General features: G+C 66.0%; 16 protein-coding genes. 5 read left to right on the top strand and 11 right to left on the bottom strand.

Going from position 1 to position 22,849, the window contains the following annotated elements:
* Positions 1–107 precede the first annotated feature (107 nt).
* Positions 108–1,106, top strand: coding sequence for a glycerophosphodiester phosphodiesterase (locus N2603_RS12490; RefSeq protein WP_260388994.1), 999 nt, complete (start codon positions 108–110; stop codon positions 1,104–1,106).
* 147 nt (positions 1,107–1,253) lie between these two features.
* On the opposite strand, the gene N2603_RS12485 is transcribed toward N2603_RS12490, so the two are convergent.
* Entirely contained in the window at positions 1,254–3,533 is a 2,280-nt protein-coding gene (locus N2603_RS12485; RefSeq protein WP_260388993.1) for a fused MFS/spermidine synthase, read from the bottom strand.
* Between the two features lie 221 nt (positions 3,534–3,754).
* Between N2603_RS12485 and N2603_RS12480 the strand changes: the two genes are divergently transcribed.
* Positions 3,755–5,365, top strand: coding sequence for a phytoene desaturase family protein (locus N2603_RS12480; protein ID WP_260388992.1), 1,611 nt, complete (start codon positions 3,755–3,757; stop codon positions 5,363–5,365).
* Positions 5,366–5,629: 264 nt separating this feature from the next.
* Here N2603_RS12480 and N2603_RS12475 read toward each other — a convergent pair whose 3' ends face one another.
* Complete coding sequence (locus tag N2603_RS12475) at positions 5,630–5,785, bottom strand: Flp family type IVb pilin (protein ID WP_129272625.1); 156 nt, start codon at positions 5,783–5,785, stop codon at positions 5,630–5,632.
* 163 nt (positions 5,786–5,948) lie between these two features.
* Here N2603_RS12475 and N2603_RS12470 point away from each other — a divergent pair, with 163 nt between their 5' ends.
* Positions 5,949–6,836 carry a 50S ribosomal protein L11 methyltransferase gene (locus tag N2603_RS12470; protein WP_260388991.1) on the top strand — a complete coding sequence of 296 codons (888 nt, stop codon included), beginning with the start codon at positions 5,949–5,951 and terminating at the stop codon, positions 6,834–6,836.
* A 121-nt stretch (positions 6,837–6,957) separates the two neighbouring features.
* On the opposite strand, the gene N2603_RS12465 is transcribed toward N2603_RS12470, so the two are convergent.
* Complete coding sequence (locus N2603_RS12465) at positions 6,958–7,137, bottom strand: hypothetical protein (RefSeq protein WP_018640925.1); 180 nt, start codon at positions 7,135–7,137, stop codon at positions 6,958–6,960.
* 185 nt (positions 7,138–7,322) lie between these two features.
* On the opposite strand from N2603_RS12465, the gene N2603_RS12460 reads away from it, so the two are divergent.
* Complete coding sequence (locus N2603_RS12460) at positions 7,323–9,152, top strand: aminopeptidase P family protein (RefSeq protein WP_260388990.1); 1,830 nt, start codon at positions 7,323–7,325, stop codon at positions 9,150–9,152.
* A 218-nt stretch (positions 9,153–9,370) separates the two neighbouring features.
* Positions 9,371–10,648, top strand: a complete 1,278-nt coding sequence (locus N2603_RS12455) for a multidrug effflux MFS transporter (protein ID WP_260388989.1) — start codon at positions 9,371–9,373, stop codon at positions 10,646–10,648.
* 111 nt (positions 10,649–10,759) lie between these two features.
* Here N2603_RS12455 and ligA read toward each other — a convergent pair whose 3' ends face one another.
* The 8 genes from ligA to N2603_RS12415 form a co-directional block, all read right to left on the bottom strand.
* Positions 10,760–12,907 carry an NAD-dependent DNA ligase LigA gene (gene ligA, locus N2603_RS12450; protein WP_260388987.1) on the bottom strand — a complete coding sequence of 716 codons (2,148 nt, stop codon included), beginning with the start codon at positions 12,905–12,907 and terminating at the stop codon, positions 10,760–10,762.
* A gap of 160 nt (positions 12,908–13,067) precedes the next feature.
* Entirely contained in the window at positions 13,068–14,741 is a 1,674-nt protein-coding gene (gene recN, locus N2603_RS12445) for a DNA repair protein RecN (RefSeq protein ID WP_018640929.1), read from the bottom strand.
* 16 nt (positions 14,742–14,757) lie between these two features.
* Positions 14,758–15,660: an outer membrane protein assembly factor BamD gene (locus N2603_RS12440; protein ID WP_260388986.1), complete on the bottom strand. Its 903-nt coding sequence runs from the start codon at positions 15,658–15,660 to the stop codon at positions 14,758–14,760.
* 241 nt (positions 15,661–15,901) lie between these two features.
* Complete coding sequence (gene lpxC / locus N2603_RS12435) at positions 15,902–16,864, bottom strand: UDP-3-O-acyl-N-acetylglucosamine deacetylase (RefSeq protein WP_018640930.1); 963 nt, start codon at positions 16,862–16,864, stop codon at positions 15,902–15,904.
* A gap of 360 nt (positions 16,865–17,224) precedes the next feature.
* Positions 17,225–19,021: a cell division protein FtsZ gene (ftsZ, locus tag N2603_RS12430; RefSeq protein WP_260388985.1), complete on the bottom strand. Its 1,797-nt coding sequence runs from the start codon at positions 19,019–19,021 to the stop codon at positions 17,225–17,227.
* A gap of 87 nt (positions 19,022–19,108) precedes the next feature.
* On the bottom strand, positions 19,109–20,431 hold the full coding sequence (ftsA, locus tag N2603_RS12425) for a cell division protein FtsA (RefSeq protein WP_260388984.1): 1,323 nt from the start codon (positions 20,429–20,431) through the stop codon (positions 19,109–19,111).
* Positions 20,428–21,462 carry a cell division protein FtsQ/DivIB gene (locus N2603_RS12420; protein ID WP_260388983.1) on the bottom strand — a complete coding sequence of 345 codons (1,035 nt, stop codon included), beginning with the start codon at positions 21,460–21,462 and terminating at the stop codon, positions 20,428–20,430. Before N2603_RS12420 ends, ftsA begins: the two co-directional genes overlap by 4 nt.
* Positions 21,463–21,808: 346 nt before the next feature.
* Positions 21,809–22,795 (bottom strand): D-alanine--D-alanine ligase family protein, encoded by a 987-nt coding sequence (locus N2603_RS12415; RefSeq protein WP_260388982.1) that lies wholly within the window; start codon positions 22,793–22,795, stop codon positions 21,809–21,811.
* Positions 22,796–22,849: the final 54 nt, after the last annotated feature.

Genomic DNA, 22,849 nt, shown 5'->3' with positions numbered 1-22,849 from the left:
TTTTTGAGGCGCAGTTTCCGCCTTCCACGGCCGCCGTCAACCGCAAGGCTGGACGAAACGCGCAAAGATTTCATAAGCTCCTGTTTTCACGAGCGCTGTGAATCTTGATGCCGTCACGTGCCACGACAATCCTGACCGTGCTCTCTGTTCTTGCAGCGGGACAAGCCATTGCAGGAAAAGCTATGGCCTTTGATCTCGAGGCGCATCGCGGCGGGCGGGCGCTGCTGCCGGAGAACACCCTGCCCGCCTTCGCCAACGCGCTGTCGATGGGCGTCGACACGCTGGAGCTCGACGTCGGCGTCACCGCCGATGGCGAGGTCGTCATCTCGCATGAACGCGGACTCAACCCCGATATCGCACGGGATGCGAGCGGCGTCTATGTGGCCGCGCCCGGCACGCCCTTCGTCAGGCTGCGGCTCGACGACGTCAGGACGTACGACGTCGGCCAGATCCGGCCAGACAGTTCTTACGCGAAGCAATTCCCCGAGCAGCGCGCCGTGCCGGGGGCCCGCATCCCCACGCTGAAGCAATTGTTCGCGCTGGTGCGCAAGTCGGGCAACGCCAATGTGCGTTTCAATATCGAGACCAAGATCGATCCGAACCGTCCGGACGAATCCCTCGATCCGCAAGGTTTCGTCACTGCGCTGCTCCGGCTGATCGACGCCGAAAAATTCTCCGACCGCGTCATGATCCAGTCGTTCGACTGGCGGACCCTGCAGCTCGTCCAGCAGCAGGCGCCGACCATTCCAACGGTGTACCTGACGCTCCAGCGCGGCTCCGGCCAGACGGTGGCGCTCGACAAGGCCACCAACTGGACCGCGGATTTCAACCCGGCCGACCACGGCGGCTCGTTGCCGCGAACGATCAAGGCTGCGGGCGGGGCGATCTGGTCGCCCTATTTCGGCGACGTGACCGCGGCGCTGGTCACTGAAGCCCATGCGCTCGGATTGCGCGTCGTGGTCTGGACGGTCAACAAGCGGGAAGACATGGTGCGGATGATCGAGATCGGCGTCGACGGGATCATCTCGGACAATCCGGACCTGTTGCGGCAGGTCGCCGGCGAGAAGGGAATTGCCTTGCCGGCGGGGACGCCGGTGGAGCCGTAAGCTTCGATGTCGTGTCCCGGACGCGACGCAGCGCGCAGCGGTGCGGCGCAGAGCCGGGACCCAGAGTTGTGGGCCCCGGCTCTGCAGCGCAGCGCTGAAGAAGCGCTGCACTGCGTCCGGGGCACGAGACCGCTCGTAGCGCGAAGACTACTCCCCGTCCCTCAAGCGCCGGTACAGCGCGCCCAGGATGTTGGAATAATCATCGGTCCAGACCCGCACCCTGTCGTCGGCCTCGGTCTGCTCCCACGATTTGGAGGCGGCGAGCTTGCCGACATCTTCCTCCTCGCGCGCGGAGATGACGACGTCGGTCGAGAAGATGTAGTCGGAATCGCGGCCCGAATCCTCGTTGAAGACCCAGCTCTTGAGATCGTTGGCGTCGGCGATGCCGACCACGACGGTCTCGAGATCGAGGTGGCGGTTGGAGACGTGCATCACCACCGCGCCATGCGGCGCGAGCTTGTCCTTGTAGATCTTCATCGCCTCTTCGGTGGCGAGATGGATCGGGATCGCATCGGATGAATAGGCATCGACGATGATGAGATCGTAGGCGCCGTCGGCCTCCTTGGCGAAGGTGAGACGCGCATCGCCGATGACAGGCTTCAGGTCCGGCAGGCAGCTCGAGATGTAGCGGAAGTTTTTGGGATCACGCGCAGCATCCACCATCGACTGGTCGATCTCGAAGAATTTCCAGTCCTCCCCTCGCTCGGCGGCGCAGGCGAGCGTGCCCGATCCGACGCCGATCGCGGCGACCTTGAGCGGCGCCCCCTTGCGCTCCCGGATCGCGGTGACGGCCTGACCGATGCCGCCGTCCTTGTGATAATAGGTGATCGGCTCGGGCCGGCCGGTGACCGGCGTGCCGTCATTGTTGCGGAAGCGCTCGGCGCCGTGAATGGTGGTGCCGTGCATCAGCACGTGGAAATAGCCGCCGGGCGTCTCCACGATCTTGTGCACGCCGAAGAAGCTGCGCACCGTGGTGACGCGGCCCTCGTCTGCCGGATAGATCCGGATCAACGCCAGCGCCAGGGCCACAGTGGCAAAGATCTTCCAGCGCCCGGCATTGAGCGCCAGGGTCAGCAGCGCGGCGAGCACGCCGACCGAGCCGGCGACCCAGACGCGGTGATCTTCGAACCAGGTCGAGAGATTGCCGGTGGTCGTGGACGGCGCGATGAGTGCCACCGCGAGGGCGGCGAGCGCCAGCCAGTACCATTTGACAATGCCGGCAAGACGCTCGTTCGCGGACGGTCGGCACAGCGCGGCGAGCGCGATCAGGATCGGATATTCGGCGATCCACGAGAAGGTGAAGGGAGCAACGAGGCCCGCAAAGAGGCCGCCGACCATGCCGCCGAACGACAGCGCGACATAGAAGCCCGTGAGATATTTGGCGGCCGGCCGGGTCCGCGCCAGTTCGCCATGACAGGCCATGGCGATGACGAAGAAGCACAATTGATGACCGCCGAGCGTCAGCAGCAGATTCTGCTCACCCCCGAACGCCAGCAGGAAGACCACGCCCGCGATCGCGACCGGCTGGAGCATCAGCATCCATTTGTGCGGCAGCAGCGGCCGCGACTGGAACACGACCACCCAGGTGAGCAGGTACAGCGACAGCGGCAGAACCCAGAGCAGCGGCGCCGCCGCGACGTCGGTCGAGATGTGCGCGGTGACCGCGATGAGCAGGCCCGACGGCACCGCGGCGAGGAAGATCCAGCGCAGCCGCGTCACCAGGCTTGGTGCCGGCGCATTGACGCCCTCGCTTCGCGCATCGGCGACCGCCAGCTTCGGCGAGCGCAACAACAGCACGCCGCAGGCGCCGATCAAGAGAATCAGCAGACCATAGCCGGCGGTCCAGAAGCGGTTCTGCGTGTGAAGCGTGAACATCGGCTCCAGCAGGAACGGATAGGACAGCAGCGCCAGGAAGCTGCCGATGTTGGAGGAGGCATAGAGGAAATAGGGATCGTGCCCGGCCGGATGGCCGGTGCGGACGAACCAGGCCTGCAGCAGCGGATTGTTGGCGGCCAGCGCGAAGAACGGCAGGCCGATCGAGACCACGAACAGGCCGAGCAGCCAGAACGCGTAGCCCGACGCCGGCGGCTCGCCATAGGCCGACGCAATGCCGAGCGGCAGCGTGGCGAAGGCTGCGATGAGCAGCACCAGATGCACCGCGACCGGAACGATGCGGTTCCTCGCCTGCATCAAGAGATGCGCATAGGCATAGCCGGCCAGCAACAGCGACTGGAAGAACACCATGGCCACCGACCACACCGCCGGCGAGCCGCCGAGCCGCGGCAGCACCATCTTCGTGAACAGCGGCTGCACCGAGAACAGCAGCAGCGCGCTGACGAAGATCGCGGCGGTGTAGACCGTCAGCAGCAGCCGGTTGCGCGACGACGAAGCCTGCTCCGTGGCGGCGGGTTGCACGATCGAATCCATGAAAGCTCCGGCTCAAACCCCGGCGGGCGCCGGACCGCGCGCAATGGAGCACAAGGCGCCTGAACGGGCAATAAAGGGGCTCGTGATGTTGCAGCAAGGAATGCTTGATATTACAGGGTCGTTCCGGGGCGATGCGAAGCATCGAACCCGGAACCTCGAGATTCCGGGTTCGCGCTTCGCGCGCCCCGGAATGACGGTAGGCAGAACAACTCGAATCTCTCATGACCGAAACCGACGTTGTCATCATCGGCGCTGGCCATAACGGCCTCACCTGCGCGGCCTATCTCGCGGGGGCGGGCCTGCGCGTGCGCGTGGTCGAACGGCGCAAGGTGGTCGGCGGCGCAGCCGTCACGGAGGAGTTTCACCCCGGCTTTCGCAATTCGGTCGCGGCCTACACGGTGAGCCTGCTCAATCCGCAGGTGATCGCTGACCTCAAGCTCGCCGAGCACGGCCTGCGGGTGGTCGAACGGCGCGCGCAGAATTTCCTGCCCGCGCCCGACGGCAGCTATCTCCTCACCGGCGAGGGGCGGACCAAAGCGTCGGTGGCGCGACTCAACGCGCGCGATGCGGAGGCGCTCGACGGCTTCTCGCGCGAGTTGGAGGACATCGCCGACGTGCTCCGGCAATTCGTGCTGCGCGCGCCGCCGAACCTGCTCGACGGCTTTGGCACGAACGCGATCCGCGAGGCCATGAACGCATTGCAGAGCGCCAACATCCTGCGCGGCCTGACGCTGGAGCAAAGCCGCAGCCTGCTCGACCTGTTCACGCGCTCGGCCGGCGAGATGCTGGACGAACGGTTCGAGCACGATCTGGTCAAGGCGCTGTTCGGCTTCGACGCCATCGTCGGCAATTACGCCAGCCCCTACGCTGCCGGCTCGGCCTATGTGATGCTGCATCACGCCTTCGGCGAGGTGAACGGCAAGAAGGGCGTCTGGGGCCACGCCATCGGCGGCATGGGCGCCATCACGCAGGCGATGGCGCGTGCCGCCAGGGATCGCGGCGTCGCGATCGACACCGATGCGGGCGTGCGCGAGGTGATCGTCGAGCGCGACCGCGCCGTTGGCGTGGTGCTGGAGAACGGCGAGACGATCCGCGCGAAATATGTCGCGGCCAACGTCAATCCAAAGCTGCTCTATACGCGACTGATCGCGGCCGACGCGCTGCCGCAGGACTTCCTCGCCCGCATCCGGCACTGGAAGAACGGCTCTGGCACCTTCCGCATGAACGTGGCGCTGGACCGCCTGCCCTCCTTCACGGCGCTGCCTGGCGAGGGGGATCACCTCACCTCCGGCATCATCCTCGCGCCGAGCCTTCCCTACATGGACCGCGCCTATCTCGATGCACGCGCGCAGGGCTGGAGCCGACAGCCTGTCGTCGAGATGCTGATCCCCTCGACGCTCGACGACACGCTCGCGCCCGCCGGCAAGCATGTCGCAAGCCTGTTCTGCCAGCACGTCGCGCCGGAGCTTCCCGACGGAAAATCGTGGGACGATCATCGTGACGAGGTCGCCGATCTCATGATCGCGACGGTGGATGCTTACGCGCCGGGTTTTGCGTCGAGCGTGCTCGGCCGCCAGATCCTCTCCCCGCTCGATCTCGAACGGCAGTTCGGCCTGTTAGGCGGCGACATCTTCCACGGCGCGCTGACGCTGAACCAGCTGTTCTCGGCGCGGCCGATGCTGGGCCATGCCGATTATCGCGGGCCGCTGAAGGGCCTCTATCACTGCGGCTCCGGCGCCCACCCCGGCGGCGGCGTCACCGGCGCCCCCGGCCACAATGCCGCGCGCGTGATCCTGCGGGACCACCGCGCGCTGTTCGGAAGCCGTGGATAGGGCTGTGGATGGGCTGTGGACAGACTGTCGAGATGTCTGTGGTCAGGCGGGGAGCCCGATCCGGACATCGTGAGGAAAAGGCGGTGGATAACCGCGGGACAGCTGGAGGATGAGCCGGTGGATGACGCCCTGATAAAGGGCTGACGGCCTGTGGACATCGCCGAGCCCCCAAACGAACTCGCCCGCCGAGGGCAATTCCCCGCGCGGGCGCTCGTCTGGAATTCTATGAAGAAAGTAGCCCCCGCTGGAAATCGAAGGCGGAAATTACTTCAAGGAGGTGCTAATCGAACCGAACTTGTCGTTCATCGTGCTGCCCAGGCTGTTCACCACGGTGATGATCGCCAGCGCGATGCCGGCCGCGATCAGGCCGTATTCGATTGCGGTCGCACCGGATTCGTCGGACCAGAACTTCAAAACCATGCGCTTCAAGACGTGCCTCCGTTTCAATTTCAAGCTGTGTTGGCCAACCCCAACAGCCGCAAATCTACGGGGTGCGACCTTCGGTCCAGTTAATCCCGAGATTCAACTTATGCGGAAAATTGAGCGCAAAAGTTCCCAAAATTGAGCCGATGGAACCCTGAGAATGCAGCCTTCCCCCACCCATCGCGCCAGCTTCTCGATCGGTACCGAAGCCGCCGCAAGGCGCGTCGTCGATGTGCTCACCGAGATGTTTTTCGAGGGCGACGCAGCGGTTGCCGCGTTCGAACGGCCGGACGGCCAATGGGACGTCACGCTGCATTTCGCTGAGGCGCCGGACCAGGTCTGGCTGCGCGAACTCATTGCTACTTCAGCAGGAAATGAGATTGCCGACACACTTGTCTTCGACACCGTCGAGGCCAAGGACTGGGTCAAGGCGAGCCTGGAGGATCTGGTCCCGGTGCCGGCCGGGCGCTTCGTCGTGCACGGCAGTCATGACCGCGATCGCGTGGCGCCGAACAAGCTCAAGATCGAGATCGAGGCGGCGCTCGCCTTCGGCACCGGCCATCACGGCACCACGCGCGGCTGTTTACTCCTGCTTGACCATGTCCTGAAGAGTTCCCTTCCGCGCAACGTGCTCGACCTCGGCACCGGAACCGGCGTGCTGGCCATCGCGGCGGCCAAGGCGCTGCATCGCGCGGTGCTGGCCTCCGACATCGACCCGCCCTCGGTCCGGGTGGCGGCCGAGAACGGCCGGCTGAATGAAGTGGGTCACCATGTGCGGGTGATCCGCGCCACCGGCTTCGCCGCGCCGGATTTTGCCCGGGCCGGGCCGTTCGACCTGGTGCTGGCCAACATTCTCGCCAACCCGCTGCGGCAGCTGGCGAGCCCGATGGCGCGGCACCTTGCGCCCGGCGCCCGTGTCATCCTCTCCGGCCTGTTGACGCATCAGGCCCCCGCCGTGATCGCCGCCTATCGCGCGCGCGGGCTCGTGCCACTGCGGCACCTGCGGATCGAGGGGTGGAGCAGTCTGTTGTTGCGGAAGGTGGGGTAAAACGAGGTGCCGTAGGGTGGGCAAAGCGAAGCGTGCCCACCATAACGATCGATAATCATGGAAGATGGTGGGCACGGCGCAAGAGCGCCTTTGCCCACCCTACGACATTCCCGTTGCCGCGCTACTCCGCCGGCTTCTCGTCCCGGCGCACGGCGCGCTTGCCCTGCAAGGCGCGCCTTGCACGGCGCTCGGCGAAACGGTCGATCATCTGGCTGATGAGGCCGCGCGGCTTCTTCGGTGCCGTTGCGGCCGGGGTGCGGCGCGCCGGCGGCGAGATCTTCTCAAACGTGAACGCTGGCATCGTGTGTCCCCTCGCCGTTGAGATGAACCACTTGCTCGAATTTCCCTGTCATCCGGACGAAGCGCAACTGCCGCATCCTTTACTCCACTCATTCGAATGGAACATTTTCAAGCACAGTCCATGCCAGATGCGATGGAAATGCGTCTAGATTGCGGACCGATGCCCATGATCCTAGAGTGATCCACATGTTCGAAGCGCACTTCCAGACATTCGAGGAGCCTGAGGCCGGCGTCGCGTTGACGGCGCGCCTTGCCGCACTCCGCGAAGAACTCGCCCGCCGCAAGCTGACCGGCTTCGTCATTCCGCGCGCCGATCAGCAGCAGAACGAATATGTGCCTCCGTCGGAAGAGCGGCTGGCCTGGCTGACCGGCTTCACCGGTTCGGCGGGCTTTGCGGTGGTGCTGACCCGCGAGGCCGCCTTGTTCGTCGATGGCCGCTATACGCTGCAGGCGGCTAAGCAGGTCGATGGCAAGGCCTGGGCGGTGGAATCGCTGATCGATCCGCCGCCGGAAAGCTGGGTGACGGCCCATCTGAAGGCGGGCGATCGCCTCGGATTTGATCCGTGGCTGCACACTTTTTCGGCAACCGAGCGCTTGGCCGCCGCCTGCGCCAAGGCCGGCGCCGAGTTCGTCGCCGTCGACGGCAATCCGGTCGATGCGATCTGGCAGGACCGGCCGCAGCCGCCGCTGGCTCCGGTTGCCGTGCACAGCCTCCAGCATGCCGGCGTCACCGAGGCCGAGAAGCTGACGCAGATCAGGGACGAGATCGCCAAGCTCGGTGCCGATGCGCTGGTGCTGTCGGACAGCCATGCCGTGGCCTGGACCTTCAACATCCGCGGTGCCGACGTCGCACACACGCCGCTGCCGCTGTCCTACGCGCTGGTGCCCAAGGACGGCCGTCCCACGATCTTCATCGACCACCGCAAACTCTCCAACCTCTCGCGCGACCATCTCGAACAATCCGCCGACGTGCGCGAACCCGATGCGATGGCGCCGACGCTGATGGCGCTGGCCAAGAGCGGCGCCGCGATCGCGCTCGACAACGCCACCGCCGCCGACGCGCTGAGCCGGCTGATCGCGGGCGCCGGCGGCAAGCCGGTTCGCGGCAGCGATCCAATTGCATTGCTCAAGGCAGTCAAGAACGCGACCGAGATCAAGGGCACCAAGACGGCCCATGTGCGCGACGCCGTGGCGTTGGCGCGCTTCCTGGCGTGGATCGATCGCGAGGCACCAAGTGGCAAGCTCACCGAGATCGACGCGGTCGAGGCGCTCGAAACATTCCGCCGCGACACTGGCGCGCTCAAGGACGTCTCGTTCCCGACCATCTCTGGAACGGGGCCGAACGGCGCCATCGTGCATTACCGCGTCACCCGCAAGAGCAACCGGCGCATCGCGCCCGGCGATCTGCTGCTGATCGATTCCGGCGCGCAATATGAGGACGGCACCACCGACGTCACGCGCACCATGGCGGTCGGCGAGCCGACTGCCGAGATGCGCGACCGCTTCACCCGCGTGCTGCGCGGCCACATCGCGATCGCACGTGCGATCTTCCCCGACGGCACCACTGGGGCGCAGCTCGACACGCTGGCGCGGCAATATCTCTGGGCCGCCGGCGTCGATTTCGAGCACGGCACCGGCCACGGCGTCGGCAGCTATCTCTCGGTGCATGAGGGGCCGGCCCGGATCTCGAAGCTCGGCACCACGCCGCTGAAGCGCGGCATGATCCTCTCCAACGAGCCCGGCTACTACAAGACCGACGGTTTCGGCATCCGCATCGAGAACCTCGAGCTCGTCGTCGCCGCCGAGATCAAGGGTGCCGAGAAGGCGATGAACGCCTTCGAGACGCTGACGCTGGCGCCGATCGACCGCCGGCTGATAGACGCCGCGATGCTGAACAAGGACGAGCTCGACTGGCTCAACGCCTACCACGCGCGCGTAAGGGCCGAGGTGCGGCCGGCGCTGGACGAGGCGACCGGGGCCTGGCTCGATCAGGCGACGGCGGAGCTGAAGGCGTAGCGCGCATAGCGCTACGCGACCAGCGCAACGCTTGGCCACTTTCGTCCGCAATCCCGGTGGCCTTGGCACACTCCTTGTGCAGCTTCTCCGTAAAACAACGGCTTCCCTCGCACTGTTATTATAACAGTCCCGAAATCCGAATAGCCGCATTCCGAAACGTCGATATCCGTCTTGCGTGAGCAGGCTACAGTCGATTCGACTTCGAAAGACGGACAGTTATGCACGGCATGATCAGCAGGCCGCCGGACGCGGCAACGAAAAACATCGCGAGCTCGCGCGTGATGCTGCTGTTGCTCGTCTGCATGACGGGCGTCGCGCCGATCTCGCTCTACATGCTGGTTCCGGCGCTCCCCGTGCTGGCGACGAATTTCGGCAGCGACATCTCGATCGCGCAGATGACGGTATCGCTGTACATGGTCGGCATCGCCTGCTCGCAACTGATCATGGGCCCGCTGTCCGACAAATTCGGGCGGCGCCCGGTGCTGCTCGCAGGACTCGCGCTGATGGTCACGGCGAGCATCGGCTGTGTCTTCGCCGGGAGCCTGCCGCAACTGATCGCTGCACGTTTCTTCCAGGCGCTCGGCGGGGCGACCGGCATGGTGGTGAGCCGTGCCATCATCCGCGATCTCTATGAGCGCGAGCGCGTCGGCGCCATGATCAGCCTCGTCATCGCCGTCATGATGATCGCGCAGATGCTCTCGCCGCTGACCGGCGGCCTGATCGAGACCGCGTTCGGCTGGCGCGCGATCTTCTACGCGATTACCGCAGGCTCTCTTGCGGTCGCGATCGGCATCGCGCTCGCGCTGCCGGAGACGCGCCGCGACCGTGCCGCCGGCAGCGGCTTTCGCGGCGATGTCGGCAGCCTGATCAGGAACCGCGCCTTCGTCGGCTACGTGCTGTGCCAGGTGCTGGCCTCGCAGATCATCTTCACCTTCGCCGGCGGCGGTCCGTACATCGTGGTGACGCAGATGGGCCGCACCACCGTCGAATATGGCGCGTGGTTTGCCACCAGCAGCCTCGCCTTTCTCGTCGGCAATCTGCTCTGCGTGCGCTTTGCGCCGCGTCACTCGCTGGAGAAGCTGATCTGGTTCGGGCTGGCGCTGCAGCTCGGCGGCAGCATCTTGAACCTGCTCTGGAGCTTGACGGGACTGAACGCGGCCCCGCTCTGGCTGTTCGGCACCCAGATGATCGTGATGGCCGGCAACGCCATCGTGATGGCAAATTCCGCGGCCGGCGCCATCAGCGTCCGCCCCGAGGCCGCCGGCACGGCGTCGGGCGCGATGGGCTTTCTGCAACAGGGCCTCGGCGCGCTGATGTCGCAATTCGGCGCCTATCTCGGCGGCCACTCGACGACGACGCTGCCGCTGACCTCCGCGGTGCTCGCGATCTCGCTGCTCTGCGCCTGCACGATGATCTTCGTCGTCCCGCGCCGCGAGGTGGTGGTGAGCGAGGCGCTGATCGAGCAGGCGGAGGAGGAAGAGACCGGGATGATGTGAGAGGCGGCACCCCGCCCTCCCCGTCATTGCGAGCGCAGCGAAGCAATCCAGACTGTCACCGCGGAAAGATTCTGGATTGCTTCGCTGCGCTCGCAATGACGGAAGAAAGCATCACTCCCCGATCAGCTTCAGCCACTCGTCTTCCGTCAACACCTTGACGCCGTGCTTGTTGGCCTCCGCGAGCTTCGAGCCTGCGCCGGGGCCGGCGACGACGAGATCGGTCTTCTTCGATACCGAGCCCGACACTTTCGCACCTAAACGCTCCGCGGTCGCCTTCGCTTCATCCCGCGTCATCTTCTCCAGCGAGCCGGTGAAGACCACGGTCTTGCCGGCGACGGGCGAGTTGCTCTTCGGCTTCTCGGCGTCGACGATCTCGACCTCCCTGGTCAGCCGCTCGACGATGCCGCGATTGTGGCTCTCGCCGAAATAATCGGCGATGCTCTTGATCACGGTGTCGCCGATCTGGTCGAGCGCATCCATATCCGCCATCGCCTCCTCGTCGCCCTTGGCGACCTTGAGGCAGGCGTCATGGAACGCGTCCCATGAACCGTAGCCGCGCGCCAGCGCCAGCGCCGTGGTCTCCCCGACATGGCGCATGCCGAGCGCATAGACGAAACGCTCCAGCGCGATTTTGCGCCGGCTCTCGATGGCGCCGAACAGATTGCGCACCGAGGTCGCGCCGTAGCCCTCGATCTCCTCGAGCTTGAGCTTCGCATTGCGCTTCTCCAGCGTGAAGACGTCGGCGGGCTCCTTGACCCATCCTTCATCGAAGAAATACTGGAGCTGCTTCTCGCCGAGACCATCGATGTCGAAGGCGCGGCGCGAGACGAACAGCTTGAGGTGTTCGATCTTCTGATAGGGACAAGCGAACTCGCCGGTGCAGCGCGCGCGCGAGCCCTCTTCGCCCGCCGCGGTCTCCTCGCGCGTGACGTCGGTGTGCAGCGGGCACGGGCACTTCTTCGGGAACTCGAATTCCTTGGCACTCCTCGGCCGCTTGTCGAGGACGACGTCGACCACCTGCGGGATGACGTCGCCGGCGCGCTGGATCACGACGGTGTCGCCGATCCTGATATCGCGCCCCTCGCGCAGCACTTCGCCCTTGTTGCCGATGCCCTTGATGTAGTCCTCGTTGTGCAGCGTGACGTTCTGCACGATCACGCCGCCGACGCCGACCGGCTCGAGCTTGCCGACCGGTGTGAACGAGCCGGTGCGGCCGACCTGGATCTCGATGTCGCGCAGCACCGTCATGGCGCGCTCGGCCGGGAATTTGTGCGCAATGCCCCAGCGCGGCGTGCGCGAGACGAAGCCGAGCCGCTCCTGCCAGTCGATGCGGTCGACCTTGTAGACGACGCCGTCGATGTCGTAGTCGAGTTTTGCGCGCTGCTCCTCGATCGCGTGATGAAACGCGAGCAGCTCCTCGACCGAGTGGCACAGCTTGGTCAGCGGATTGGTCTTGAAGCCGCAGCGCTCGAACCAGCCGATCATGCCGCTCTGCGTATCCTCCGGCATCGCGCTCATCTGGCCCCAGGCATAGGCGAAGAAGCCGAGCGGACGCGAGGCGGTGATGGTCGGATCCTTCTGCCGCAGCGAGCCCGCGGCCGAGTTGCGCGGATTGGCGAAGATGGTGTCGCCGGCGGCCTTCTGCCGCTCGTTGAGCGCGAGGAAGGCCTTCTTGGTCATGTAGACCTCGCCGCGCACCTCGCAGATGTCGGGAACGTTGCGGCCCTTCAGCTTCTGCGGCACGTCTTCGAGGGTGCGGATGTTGGCGGTGACGTCCTCGCCCTCCGCCCCGTCGCCGCGCGTTGCCGCCGTGACGAGCTCGCCTCCCTCGTAGCGCAGCGACATCGAGAGGCCGTCGATCTTGGGCTCGGCGGAGAAATCGATCTTGTCGTCGTCGAGCTTCAGGAACCGCACGATGCGGCCGACGAAGTCGCGCACGTCCTCTTCGGCAAAGGCGTTGTCGAGCGACAGCATGGGCACGGAGTGCCGCACCTTCCTGAAGCGCCCGGACGGCGCCGCGCCGACCTTCTGCGACGGCGACTCTGCGCTGACGAATTCAGGAAAGCGTTTCTCGATCGCGTTGAGACGCTGACGCAGGGCGTCGTACTCGGCGTCAGTGACGGTGGGCGCGTCCTCCTGATAGTAGCGCTCGTTGTGTCCCTCGATCTCGAGCGACAACCGCATGTGCTCGACCTTGGCCTGCGCCTTGGTGAGATCGGCGACGTCGCGAAGCGGTTTCGATTTTGCTGCTCTGGCCATGGTGCTTGGATACGACGGAGCGGGTAGCACGGTAAAGGCGTGTGGAAATCTCGTGCCCCGGACGCAGCGCAGCGCGAAGCGGTGCGCTGCAGAGCCGGGGCCTATGTGACGAGGCATTCTGGGTCCCGGCTCGCGCTGCGCGCGTCCGGGACACGGAGGCCTAAGCCGTCGCCGCCTTCAGCAGCCGTTCCGCCGCCGCCCGCGCCTCGGCCGTGATCTCGGCGCCGGCGAGCATGCGGGCGATCTCCTCGCGGCGGTGGTCGGCGGCGAGCGCGTTGACGCGGGTGGCGACGCGCTTGCCCTTGTCGAGGGCGTCCTTGGAGATCAGCAGATGCTGGTCGGCCCGTGCGGCGACCTGCGGGGCGTGGGTCACGGCCATCACCTGCACCTTGCCGGCAAGCCGCGCCAGGCGACCGCCGATGGCATCCGCAACCGCGCCGCCGACACCGGTGTCGATCTCGTCGAACACCAGCGTCGGTGCCGAGCCGCGGTCGGACAGCACGACCTTGAGCGCCAGCAGGAAGCGCGACAGCTCGCCGCCGGAGGCGACCTTCATCATCGGGCCCGGCTTGGTGCCCGGATTGGTCTGCACCCAGAACTCGACGCGGTCAAAGCCCTGCGGGCCCGGCGCGGCCTCGTCGGTCGCGACCTGGGTCATGAACTTGGCGCGTTCGAGCTTGAGCGGGGCAAGCTCCGCATTGACGGCCTTGTTGAGCTTTTCCGCCGATTTCTGCCGCGCCAGCGACAGCTTCTTGGCGGCGGCGGCATAGCGGCCATCTGCCTCGATCGCGGCCTGCTCGAGCTTCTTCAACCGCGAAGCGCCCGCGTCGATCAGCACGACGTCGGCAGCGTATTTGGCGGCAAGCGCCGCGAGCTGGTCGACCGGGGTCGAATATTTGCGGGAGGCGGCGCGCAGCGCGAACAGCCGCTCCTCGATGCGTTCGAGCTCGGCCGGGTCGAAATCGGTTGCGGCAAGCGCGGCCAGCAGATGCTGGTCGGCTTCCTCCAGCGCGTTGATCGCGGCGTCGATCGCCTTCACCGCGGGCTCGACCAGCGCCGGCGAGTTGACGCCGCGGCGCTCCAGCCGGCGCACCGCCGCCGACAGCGCCGCAACCGGCGAATGATTGCCGCCGACCGCCTCCTGCGCCTCGCGCAGATCGGAGGCGATCTTCTCGCCCTGCATCATCGTGGTGCGGCGCTGGGCCAGAGAGGTCTCCTCGCCCTCCTTGGGCGCGAGCTGCTTCAGCTCGTCGGAGGCGTGGCGCAGATAGTCGGCCTCGCGCGCAGCGCGCTCCATGCCGGCGCGATGCTCTTCCAAAGCCGTGTTGGCGGTGCGGCGGGCGTCCCAGAGCTCCTCGACGGCCGCGACGTCCTTTTCAAGGCCTGCGAAGGCATCGAGCAGGCGGCGGTGCGTGGCGGCATCGACCAGCGCGCGCTCGTCATGCTGGCCGTGGATCTCGACCAGCGCGGCGCCGACGGCCTTCAGCGTCTGCACGCTGATCGACTGGTCGTTGATGAAGGCGCGGGTACGGCCGTCGGCGAGCTGCACGCGGCGGAGAATCATCTCTCCGGTGTCGTCGAGTCCGTTCTCGGCGAGGATCTTCGCCGCGGGGTGATTCTTCGGGATATCGAAGACGGCGGTGACCTGCCCCTGCTCCGCGCCGTGGCGCACGAGGCCGGCATCGCCGCGGCCGCCGAGCGCCAGCGCAAAGGCATCGAGCAGGATGGATTTGCCCGCCCCGGTCTCGCCGGTCAAAACCGCAAGGCCGGTGGCGAATTCGATATCGAGCCGTTCGATCAGGACGATGTCACGGATCGACAGACGCGCCAGCATGGAACCCCAAAATTTCCTAGCCGAGGCCCATCTTCTTGAAGGTCTTGCTGATCCAGGACCCCTGATTCTCGCTCGGCTCGAGACCACCCGATTTTACAAGATTATAGGCGTCCTTGTACCAGCGGCTGTCAGGAAAATTGTGGCCAAGCACGGCGGCGGCGGTCTGCGCCTCGCCGACGATGCCGATCGCCATGTAAGCTTCGGTCAGCCGGTAGAGCGCCTCCTCGACATGGCGCGTGGTCTGGTACTGGGTGACGACGGCCTTGTAGCGGTTGATCGCGGCGGTGTAGTCGCGCTTCTGCGCGTAGTAGCGGCCGACATTCATTTCCTTGCCGGCGAGCTGGTCGCGAGCGCCCTCGATCTTGGCCTTGGCGGAGGTCGCATATTCGGACGTCGGATATTTGCGTATCACCTCTTCCAGCGAGGCGATCGCCTTCTCGGTGCGGGTCTGGTCGCGGCTGATGTCGGGGATCTGGTCGTAGTGCGAGGCGGCGATCAGGTACTGCGCATAGGCTGCATCCGGGCTACCGGGATGCAGCGTGACGTAGCGGGTGGCAGCGCCAATGCAGCCGTCATAGTCGCCGCCCTGGTAGGAGGCGTAGGCCGACATCAGCAGCGATTTGCGGGCCCAGTCGGAATAGGGATGCTGGCGATCGACCTCCTCGAACTTCTTGTTCGCCGCCTTCATGTCCTTCTTCTCGTTCATGAGGTACAGGCCCTCATTGTAGATCTTGTCGGCAGGCTCCTCGACGAAGGTGTCGTCCTTGGCGGTGAACTTGTCCCAGAGATCGCCGGTGCCGCAGCCGGCCAGCGGCAGCGCCAGCAGGACAAAGGTGGCAGCCTGAAGCAGCCCACGGGCGGCAATCGAGGCCTTAGGCGAAATCGAAAGAGATCCGCGCGTCATACGCTGTGCCGACATGAGTTTTGCCCTGACGCCCTGTGATGCGGTGCCCGCCAGCCCATGAACCCCGCCATGAGCGCGAAATGGTGCCGTGGTGCCTGCCATGCGACCACGCCGATGTATCCAAAAACGATCCTAACCAACCGGATAGGCAGGCATTTCGCCCGGATTAAGGCGAACTCGCCGCAATGCTAGCCGATCATGGTTACCAGGAGTTTCCACGGGGCAAGCCGTCGAAGGCCGGCGACAGCAGGTCCCTTCAGGACACGTCCGGCCCGTAGGCGGCGGCGATCCGGCCGCCGACAATGCCGCGACCGACTTCGCCCACCGGACGGGTGGTGCGACGCACCGCCTCGCCCTCGACCACGCGCCAGGCGGTACGGTCGGCCAGCAGCGCGGTCAGGACGGCGTGGTTGAGCTTGTGGCCACCGCGGACCGAACGGTAGGCGCCGAGCAGCGGCAGGCCGGCCAGCGCGAGGTCGCCGATCACGTCCAGCACCTTGTGACGGGCACATTCGTCGGCGTAGCGCAGGCCCTCGGTGTTGAGCAGCCGCTCCTCGTCGAACACGATGGTGTTGTCGAAGGAGGCGCCGAGGGCATAGCCCGCGCTCCAGAGCCGGGCCACGTCGCACATCAGACCGAAGGTCCGGGCACGGCCGACTTCGCGGCGGAAGCGCTCCGGATTGAGGTCGAAGGCGTAGCTTTGCTGACCGATGACGGGATTGGTGAAGTCGATCTCGACCTCGGCGCGGAACCCGTTGGCATAGGGCCGGATTTCGCCGAAGGAGTCGCCGATCTTGACCGAGACCGGCTTCAAAACCTGGATGAAGCGGCGCTGCGCCGACTGGGTGACGATGCCGGCCTGGTCGATGGCGGCAACGAACGCTGCGGCGCTGCCGTCCATGATCGGTACTTCCGGCCCGTCGAGCTCGATCGTGGCGTTGTCCACGCCCATGCCCCGCAATGCAGCAAGCACATGCTCGGCGGTGGAGACGAGCGGACCGTTCCGATCGCCGAGGACGGTGGCAAGGTCGGTCGCGATCACCTGGTCGGCGGTCGCCTGAACTTCGCGGTCACTTCCCTCAAGGCCCGTACGGACAAAAATAAAACCTGCGTCGATAGGCGCAGGCCCAAGCGTGAGAGTGACGGGAAGACCGGAGTGAACGCCGACGCCGGCCACGGTGGCTTGCGCACGAAGCGTTGTTTGCCGGCTAAATTTCATCAGGAACCCGCCCCACTACGACCCATTGCGACTTATACTCGACCCGACCGATCGGCCTAGACCGTCGTGCGAATCCGTATCCCCAAGTCACGGCAAACCATAGTTGCTGCCTCAAACAGCGCCAACTCACGGTTTTTTACCGATTGTTACCCCAAACCTGCCGTATTCGCGCCAAGGCTTAACCAAATTGCGCCGGGGTTTTGGGCCGCTGCCGGCGATTTTACTGAACCACCGAATACATAATTAATGATTTAAAATCAGATGCTTGACCGTGCAATCCGGGTACTCCCGGGAGAAAAGGAAAGGTCCCGGCAAGCTTGTCGCCGGGACCTTTTTTCGTCTGCCTTATTGTAACAATCCTCAGGTCGCCTGCCGCCGCAGGAAGGCCGGGATATCAAGATGGTCGTCACCCTGTGGCGCCGGCGCAACAGGTGCGGGGCGGCCATGCATGTCGAGCCCCTGCGGCGCGGGACGGCGGGCATACTCCGATACCGGCTCGCTGGCCGCGATCTGCTGCGCCACGCTCTTCTGTGGCCGGCGATCGGGCAGCGGCGGCATGGCCGGGCCGGCGGTGCGGGCGGCGACCGGCGGTTCGCTCTCCTCGTCGCGGCGGCCGAGGCCGACATTGGCGAGGCGCTGCAGCAGCGACAGGCGGGTCTTCTGCGGGGTCTCTTCCTCGACCTCGCCGCGGGCCTGGCGAAGCTCGGCCTGGGCCGGCATCGGCAGCTCCTCGATTCGCGGCATCCGCGGCGCGCGGACCGGCGGGCGCTCGGCCTGCGGCGGGATGAAGTTTTCCGGCATCATCGGCTCCTGCATCGCGACCGGGGCCATGTCAGGCTCCGGAAACAGGGTCGGCTTCTGCGCGATCGGACGCACGGTGACGTCGCCATAGGTCTGCGGCGCGGGAGCCTGAGGGACTTCCGCAACGGCAGCCGCGATGGCGGCGAGCGCCGCGCGCTCGACGTTCGGGCGCGGCGCGACCGGAGCAGCCGGGGCCGGAGCGGTCGCCGGGACCTGGGCTTCCAGCTTCTGGGCGCGCTCGGCCAGGCGCTGATTGTCAGCGCGCAGGCGCGCGGTCAGGTCGGCGAGACGGCTCTCGGCAACGGCGGCGGGGGCAGCAGGAGCCTGCTGCACCTGCGGCGCCGCGTTCGCGACCGGCGCGGAGGTCGCCTGGCTGTTGCGGGCGATTGCGGCCTGCTCGATGCCGGTGGCAACGACCGAGACCCGGATCAGGCCGTCGAGGGCTTCGTCGAAGGTGGCGCCGACGATGATGTTGGCGTCCTGGTCGACTTCCTCGCGGATGCGGGTCGCGGCCTCGTCGACCTCGAACAGCGTGAGGTCCTTGCCGCCGGTGATGGAGATCAGGAGGCCCTTGGCGCCCTTCATCGACGAGTCGTCGATCAGCGGGTTGGCGATCGCAGCTTCCGCGGCGGTCAACGCGCGCTTGTCGCCGGAGGCTTCGCCGGTGCCCATCATCGCCTTGCCCATCTCACGCATCACGGCGCGGACGTCGGCGAAGTCGAGGTTGATCAGGCCTTCCTTGACCATCAGGTCGGTGATGCAGGCAACGCCCGAATAGAGCACCTGGTCGGCCATCGCGAAGGCGTCGGCGAAGGTGGTCTTCTCGTTGGCGACCCGGAACAGGTTCTGGTTCGGGATGATCAGGAGCGTATCGACGACCTTGTGCAGCTCGTTGATGCCGGCTTCAGCGGTGCGCATGCGGCGGCCGCCTTCGAAGTGGAACGGCTTGGTCACGACGCCGACGGTGAGGATGCCCATGTCGCGCGCGGTCTTGGCGATGACGGGTGCAGCGCCGGTGCCGGTGCCGCCGCCCATGCCGGCGGTGACGAACACCATGTTGGCGCCCGAGAGATGGTCGCGCAGCTCGTCGATCACCTCTTCCGCCGCCGCGGCGCCGACATTCGGCTGCGAACCTGCGCCGAGGCCTTGCGTAACCGCCGTGCCCATCTGCACGATGCGCTGCGCCTTCGACATCGTCAGCGCCTGCGCGTCGGTGTTGGCGACCACGAAGTCGACGCCCTGCAGGCCCGCCGTGATCATGTTGTTGACGGCGTTGCCGCCGGCGCCGCCGACGCCGAACACGGTGATCCGGGGCTTCAGTTCGTGAATATCAGGAACATTGATGCTGATGGTCATGGTTGCCTCTCGATCACGCGCGCGTGGGTTCGCCCCGGCCGGCGGCCGCGGGAGTTGGTGAAAATGGGAGATTGCGGAAAGGAGTCATCAGAAGCCCTCGCGTAGCCATCGTCCAACCTTTCCAAAATAACCGCCGGTCCCTGTTCTGACCTGCTGCCGCGTATGCCGCGGTTCGACATGTTCCTGGTGAACATATTGCGGGTAGACGAGGAGTCCGGCCGGCACCGCGAACGCGGCGTTCTTCGCCTCGTTGGGCAGCCGGCCGAAGCCGAGGGGACGTCCGACCCGCACGGGCCGGCCGAGAATTTGTGTTCCGAGTTCGACGAGACCGGTCAGTTGCGAGGCACCGCCCGAGAGCACGACGCGGCCGTTGGGCTCTGACGCGAAGGGCGAATCCTTCAGCCGGTCCCGGACCATTTCGAAGATTTCCTCGGCACGGTGCTTGACGATGTTGGCGATAGTGGCGCGGGAGACGATCTGCGGCAGATCCTGCTCGTCACCGGCTGTCGGTACAGACATCAGCTCACGCGAGTCCGATCCACCGGTGATGACCGTCCCGTATAAAGTCTTGATTCGCTCGGCATCGGCAATGGTCGCGGAGAGTCCACGCGCGAGATCCATCGTGATGTGTTGCCCGCCGACCGCAAAACCCGCCGCATACACGAAACGGCCGCCGGAATACACCGCGATCGTCGTGGTGCCCGCGCCCATTTCGACGACGGCCGCGCCGAGATCGGCCTCGTCGTCGGTCAAAACCGACAAGCCGGCGACATAAGGGCTCGCCGCCATGGCTTCGACATTGATGTGGCAGCGTTCCACCGCGAGCATCAGGTTCCGCGCCACGGTGGCATCGCAAGTGACGACGTTCATGTCGACGCCGAACTGGTGCGCGACCATGCCGCGGGGATCGCGGATGCCCTTGACGCCGTCGAGTGTGTAACCGACCGGCAGCGCGTGCAGCACGGTGCGGCCCTCGCCGGTCGCGTGGCGCATGCCGGTGGAGGTGACGCGGCTGACGTCGGCGGGCGTCACGGCGCCGCCGCGGATGTCGGCGGCGGCTTCGACCAGCTGTCCGGAGAGCCGGCCGCCGGACACCGAGAGCAGCACGGACTCGACCCGCACCTTGGCCATCTTCTCCGCCAGCGCGACGGCCTGGCGGACCGCCTGCTCGCATTCCGTAAGATCGACCACCGCGCCGGCCTTCATACCGCGCGACTGGATCTGGCTGTAGCCGATCAATTCCACCGCGTGGGTGCGGCCGCGCAAGGCATCGCTCGGCGCCGACGGCTTCAGCCGCGCGATCATGCAGGCGATCTTGCTGGTGCCGATGTCGAGACAGGCGACCAGGCCGCCGCGCTTGTGCGGCATCTGGCGCGTCTTCGGCGTCTGGGTGCGATCAAGACCGGTCATGCAGCGTCCCCGGCCTTCTTTTTCTTCTTGTCCTTGAACTGCTCTTCGCGCGCCTTGGCGGCGTCGTCGGACAGCTGCACCACCAGGCGATCCGGCAGGCGCATGTCGACGGCGACGATGTCGCGGGAGAACAGCTTGTCTTCCTTGTCGAGCCTGGACAGCATCGCGAGCGCGTTGCCGACGTCCTGCTCGGGCAGGCGGATGTCGAGGCCGTCCTTCAGCCTCAGGTTCCAGCGCCGCTCGCCGACATAGACCGCGGCCTTGGTCACCGCATTGACCTGCGGATAGCGCGCCAGCAGCGCCAGGAAATCGCGGGCCTGGGTGTCGGCGCCCTTGCCGACCACGAGCGGCAGCGACAGGAAGCGGCGCGAGACGTAAGGCTCGAGCACGGCGCCGTCGTCGGCGATGACGGAGAGGCGGCCGGCCTCCTGCCACAGCGCGAACGCCTTGCGCTCGGTGAGCTCGATCATCAGCTGGCCCGGATAGAGCTTCAGCACGGTCGCATCCGCAATCCAGGGATTGGCCTTGAGCTTGTCGCGCACGGCGTCCGCATCGAGGAACAGCAGCGAGGAGCGGCCGCTGACGCCGCCGATGGCGAGGATCTCGTCCTGGGTGAGCTGCTTGCGGCCGTTGATCACCACGGAGGTGATCCGGAAGCCGGCGGAATTGGCCATGGCGTTGCGGGCGTCGCTGACCGCCGTGATGAAGTCCTGGAGATGGCCGCCCTTGACGATGCCGAAGCCGCAGCTTCCGAGCAGCAGCAGCACGGTCATGGTGATCCCGACCCGGCGCGGCGCATAGCGCTCGACCAGCGCGACCACGCGCGGCGGCGGCTCGCGCTCGACGACGACCTTGGCCCTGGCTTTAGTCTTGATCTTGGCGGCAGCGCGCTTCTGCTCGCGCCTGGCGTCGAGCTTCTCTTGCACCCACTCGCGCAGAAGCACGACCGCTCCGACAGCGGCCGCCTTCAGGTCAGCTTGGGGCCTCAGCGATCTGAAAAGCGACCGGGTGAGGCTTCCTGCTCCATCCATTGCACGAGCTCGTCAACAGTTTGCCCGCGACATCGCGCGGATCCTGGCGAACATGACGTCTCGGTGCCGGGCCGGGTGCTGGTCTTCAGCAGAAGAAGCCTCTCCCCTTCAAAGCGTTCGCTGGAGGTGACATCACCCGCCACAGCTCACGCGCCGGCAGCCAAAGCGCCATATGCGCCGCCAGCGTTAACCTTCGGATGTCCTGGTAAACAAAAGGTAAACTTCGTTAACGCCGGACGCTTTTTGCCCAGCCATGTGAGGTATTTATGCCGCGATGTCCGGCATTTTACCGGATTTGGGCCCCAAACCGGGCCGTTTCGCCGGTCCGGCCGTTAACCAGTCCTAATTATTTCCGCACGCCGGGCACGGCGAGCTCGATCAGCCCATGCAGGAACTCGACGAACTCGATGCCCTCGGCTTTCAGCGCCTTGGGGTAGAGCGACGACTTGGTCAGCCCGGGCAGCGTGTTGGTTTCGAGATAGACCAGGCCCCGCTCGGAGACGATGAAGTCCGAGCGGGAATAGCCGGTGCAGGACATCGCCCGGTGCGCCAGCATCGCCTGCTCCTTGAGCGCTAAGGTGATCTCGGGCGAAAAGCGGCCGGGGCAGATCTCCTGGGTCGACTTCAGGAGATACTTTGCGGCGTAGTCGAAACTGCCCTCGCCCGGAATGATCTCGATCGGCGGCAGCGCGATGATCGTGCCATCGGTGCGCTCCAGCACGCCGCAGGTCGCCTCGACGCCGGCGATGTAGGGCTCGATCACGTACTCTTCCTGCTTCGCCGCGTTGCGGACGGCGACGAGGTCCTGCTTGGCATTGACGAAGATCAGGCCGTAGCTCGACCCGTCGCGCGCAGGCTTTGCGATCAGCCGTCCATATTCGGCGAAGGCCTCGTCGATGTCATCGAGCGCGACGTTGGCCGGCGGCGTGACGCCGCCAAGCGCAGCAAAGCGCTTGGCCGCGATCTTATCGAAGGCGAGATGCGAGGAGGCCGAGCCAGAGCCGGTGAACGGCACACCGCGCGCCTCGCACATCACCTGCAATTCGCCATTCTCGGCGCTTCCACCATGCAGCCCGAGCACCAGCACGCGATCTTCCGCCTTGGCCTTGTCCAGCGCCTGCGCGATCGGGATGCCGGATGTGCCCGGCTTGAACTCGTCCTCGAACGGGCGGGCATGCTCGAGCAACTGCCTGGACTGCACCACATGCACCTTGTCCTCGACGTCCCACCACCAGAGGTCAGCGTCGGGCAGCGCCTGATGCAGCGCCTGCGCCGAGGCGACCGAAACCAGACGCTCGCGGTTGGAGCCGCCGAAGAGGATGGTGATGCGCATGTTCTCAATTACCTATCTGCTTCGTCATTCCGGGATGCGCCGCAAGGCGCAGGC

It is taken from the genome of Bradyrhizobium huanghuaihaiense (assembly GCF_025200885.1).
GTDB lineage: Bacteria > Pseudomonadota > Alphaproteobacteria > Rhizobiales > Xanthobacteraceae > Bradyrhizobium > Bradyrhizobium huanghuaihaiense.
This window is presented reverse-complemented; position numbering and strand designations above follow the sequence as displayed.

Bases quoted from the DNA above. Each gene is read 5' to 3' on its own strand.
- N2603_RS12415 (WP_260388982.1), bottom strand. From the start codon at position 22,795: ATGCGCATCACCATCCTCTTCGGCGGCTCCAACCGCGAGCGTCTGGTT.
- N2603_RS12470 (WP_260388991.1), top strand. From the start codon at position 5,949: ATGCAGCCTTCCCCCACCCATCGCGCCAGCTTCTCGATCGGTACCGAA.
- N2603_RS12480 (WP_260388992.1), top strand. From the start codon at position 3,755: ATGACCGAAACCGACGTTGTCATCATCGGCGCTGGCCATAACGGCCTC.
- N2603_RS12475 (WP_129272625.1), bottom strand. From the start codon at position 5,785: ATGGTTTTGAAGTTCTGGTCCGACGAATCCGGTGCGACCGCAATCGAA.
- N2603_RS12420 (WP_260388983.1), bottom strand. From the start codon at position 21,462: ATGGATGGAGCAGGAAGCCTCACCCGGTCGCTTTTCAGATCGCTGAGG.
- N2603_RS12440 (WP_260388986.1), bottom strand. From the start codon at position 15,660: ATGTCGGCACAGCGTATGACGCGCGGATCTCTTTCGATTTCGCCTAAG.
- ftsZ (WP_260388985.1), bottom strand. From the start codon at position 19,021: ATGACCATCAGCATCAATGTTCCTGATATTCACGAACTGAAGCCCCGG.
- N2603_RS12460 (WP_260388990.1), top strand. From the start codon at position 7,323: ATGTTCGAAGCGCACTTCCAGACATTCGAGGAGCCTGAGGCCGGCGTC.
- N2603_RS12490 (WP_260388994.1), top strand. From the start codon at position 108: ATGCCGTCACGTGCCACGACAATCCTGACCGTGCTCTCTGTTCTTGCA.
- N2603_RS12465 (WP_018640925.1), bottom strand. From the start codon at position 7,137: ATGCCAGCGTTCACGTTTGAGAAGATCTCGCCGCCGGCGCGCCGCACC.
- ligA (WP_260388987.1), bottom strand. From the start codon at position 12,907: ATGGCCAGAGCAGCAAAATCGAAACCGCTTCGCGACGTCGCCGATCTC.
- lpxC (WP_018640930.1), bottom strand. From the start codon at position 16,864: ATGAAATTTAGCCGGCAAACAACGCTTCGTGCGCAAGCCACCGTGGCC.
- N2603_RS12485 (WP_260388993.1), bottom strand. From the start codon at position 3,533: ATGGATTCGATCGTGCAACCCGCCGCCACGGAGCAGGCTTCGTCGTCG.
- recN (WP_018640929.1), bottom strand. From the start codon at position 14,741: ATGCTGGCGCGTCTGTCGATCCGTGACATCGTCCTGATCGAACGGCTC.
- N2603_RS12455 (WP_260388989.1), top strand. From the start codon at position 9,371: ATGCACGGCATGATCAGCAGGCCGCCGGACGCGGCAACGAAAAACATC.
- ftsA (WP_260388984.1), bottom strand. From the start codon at position 20,431: ATGACCGGTCTTGATCGCACCCAGACGCCGAAGACGCGCCAGATGCCG.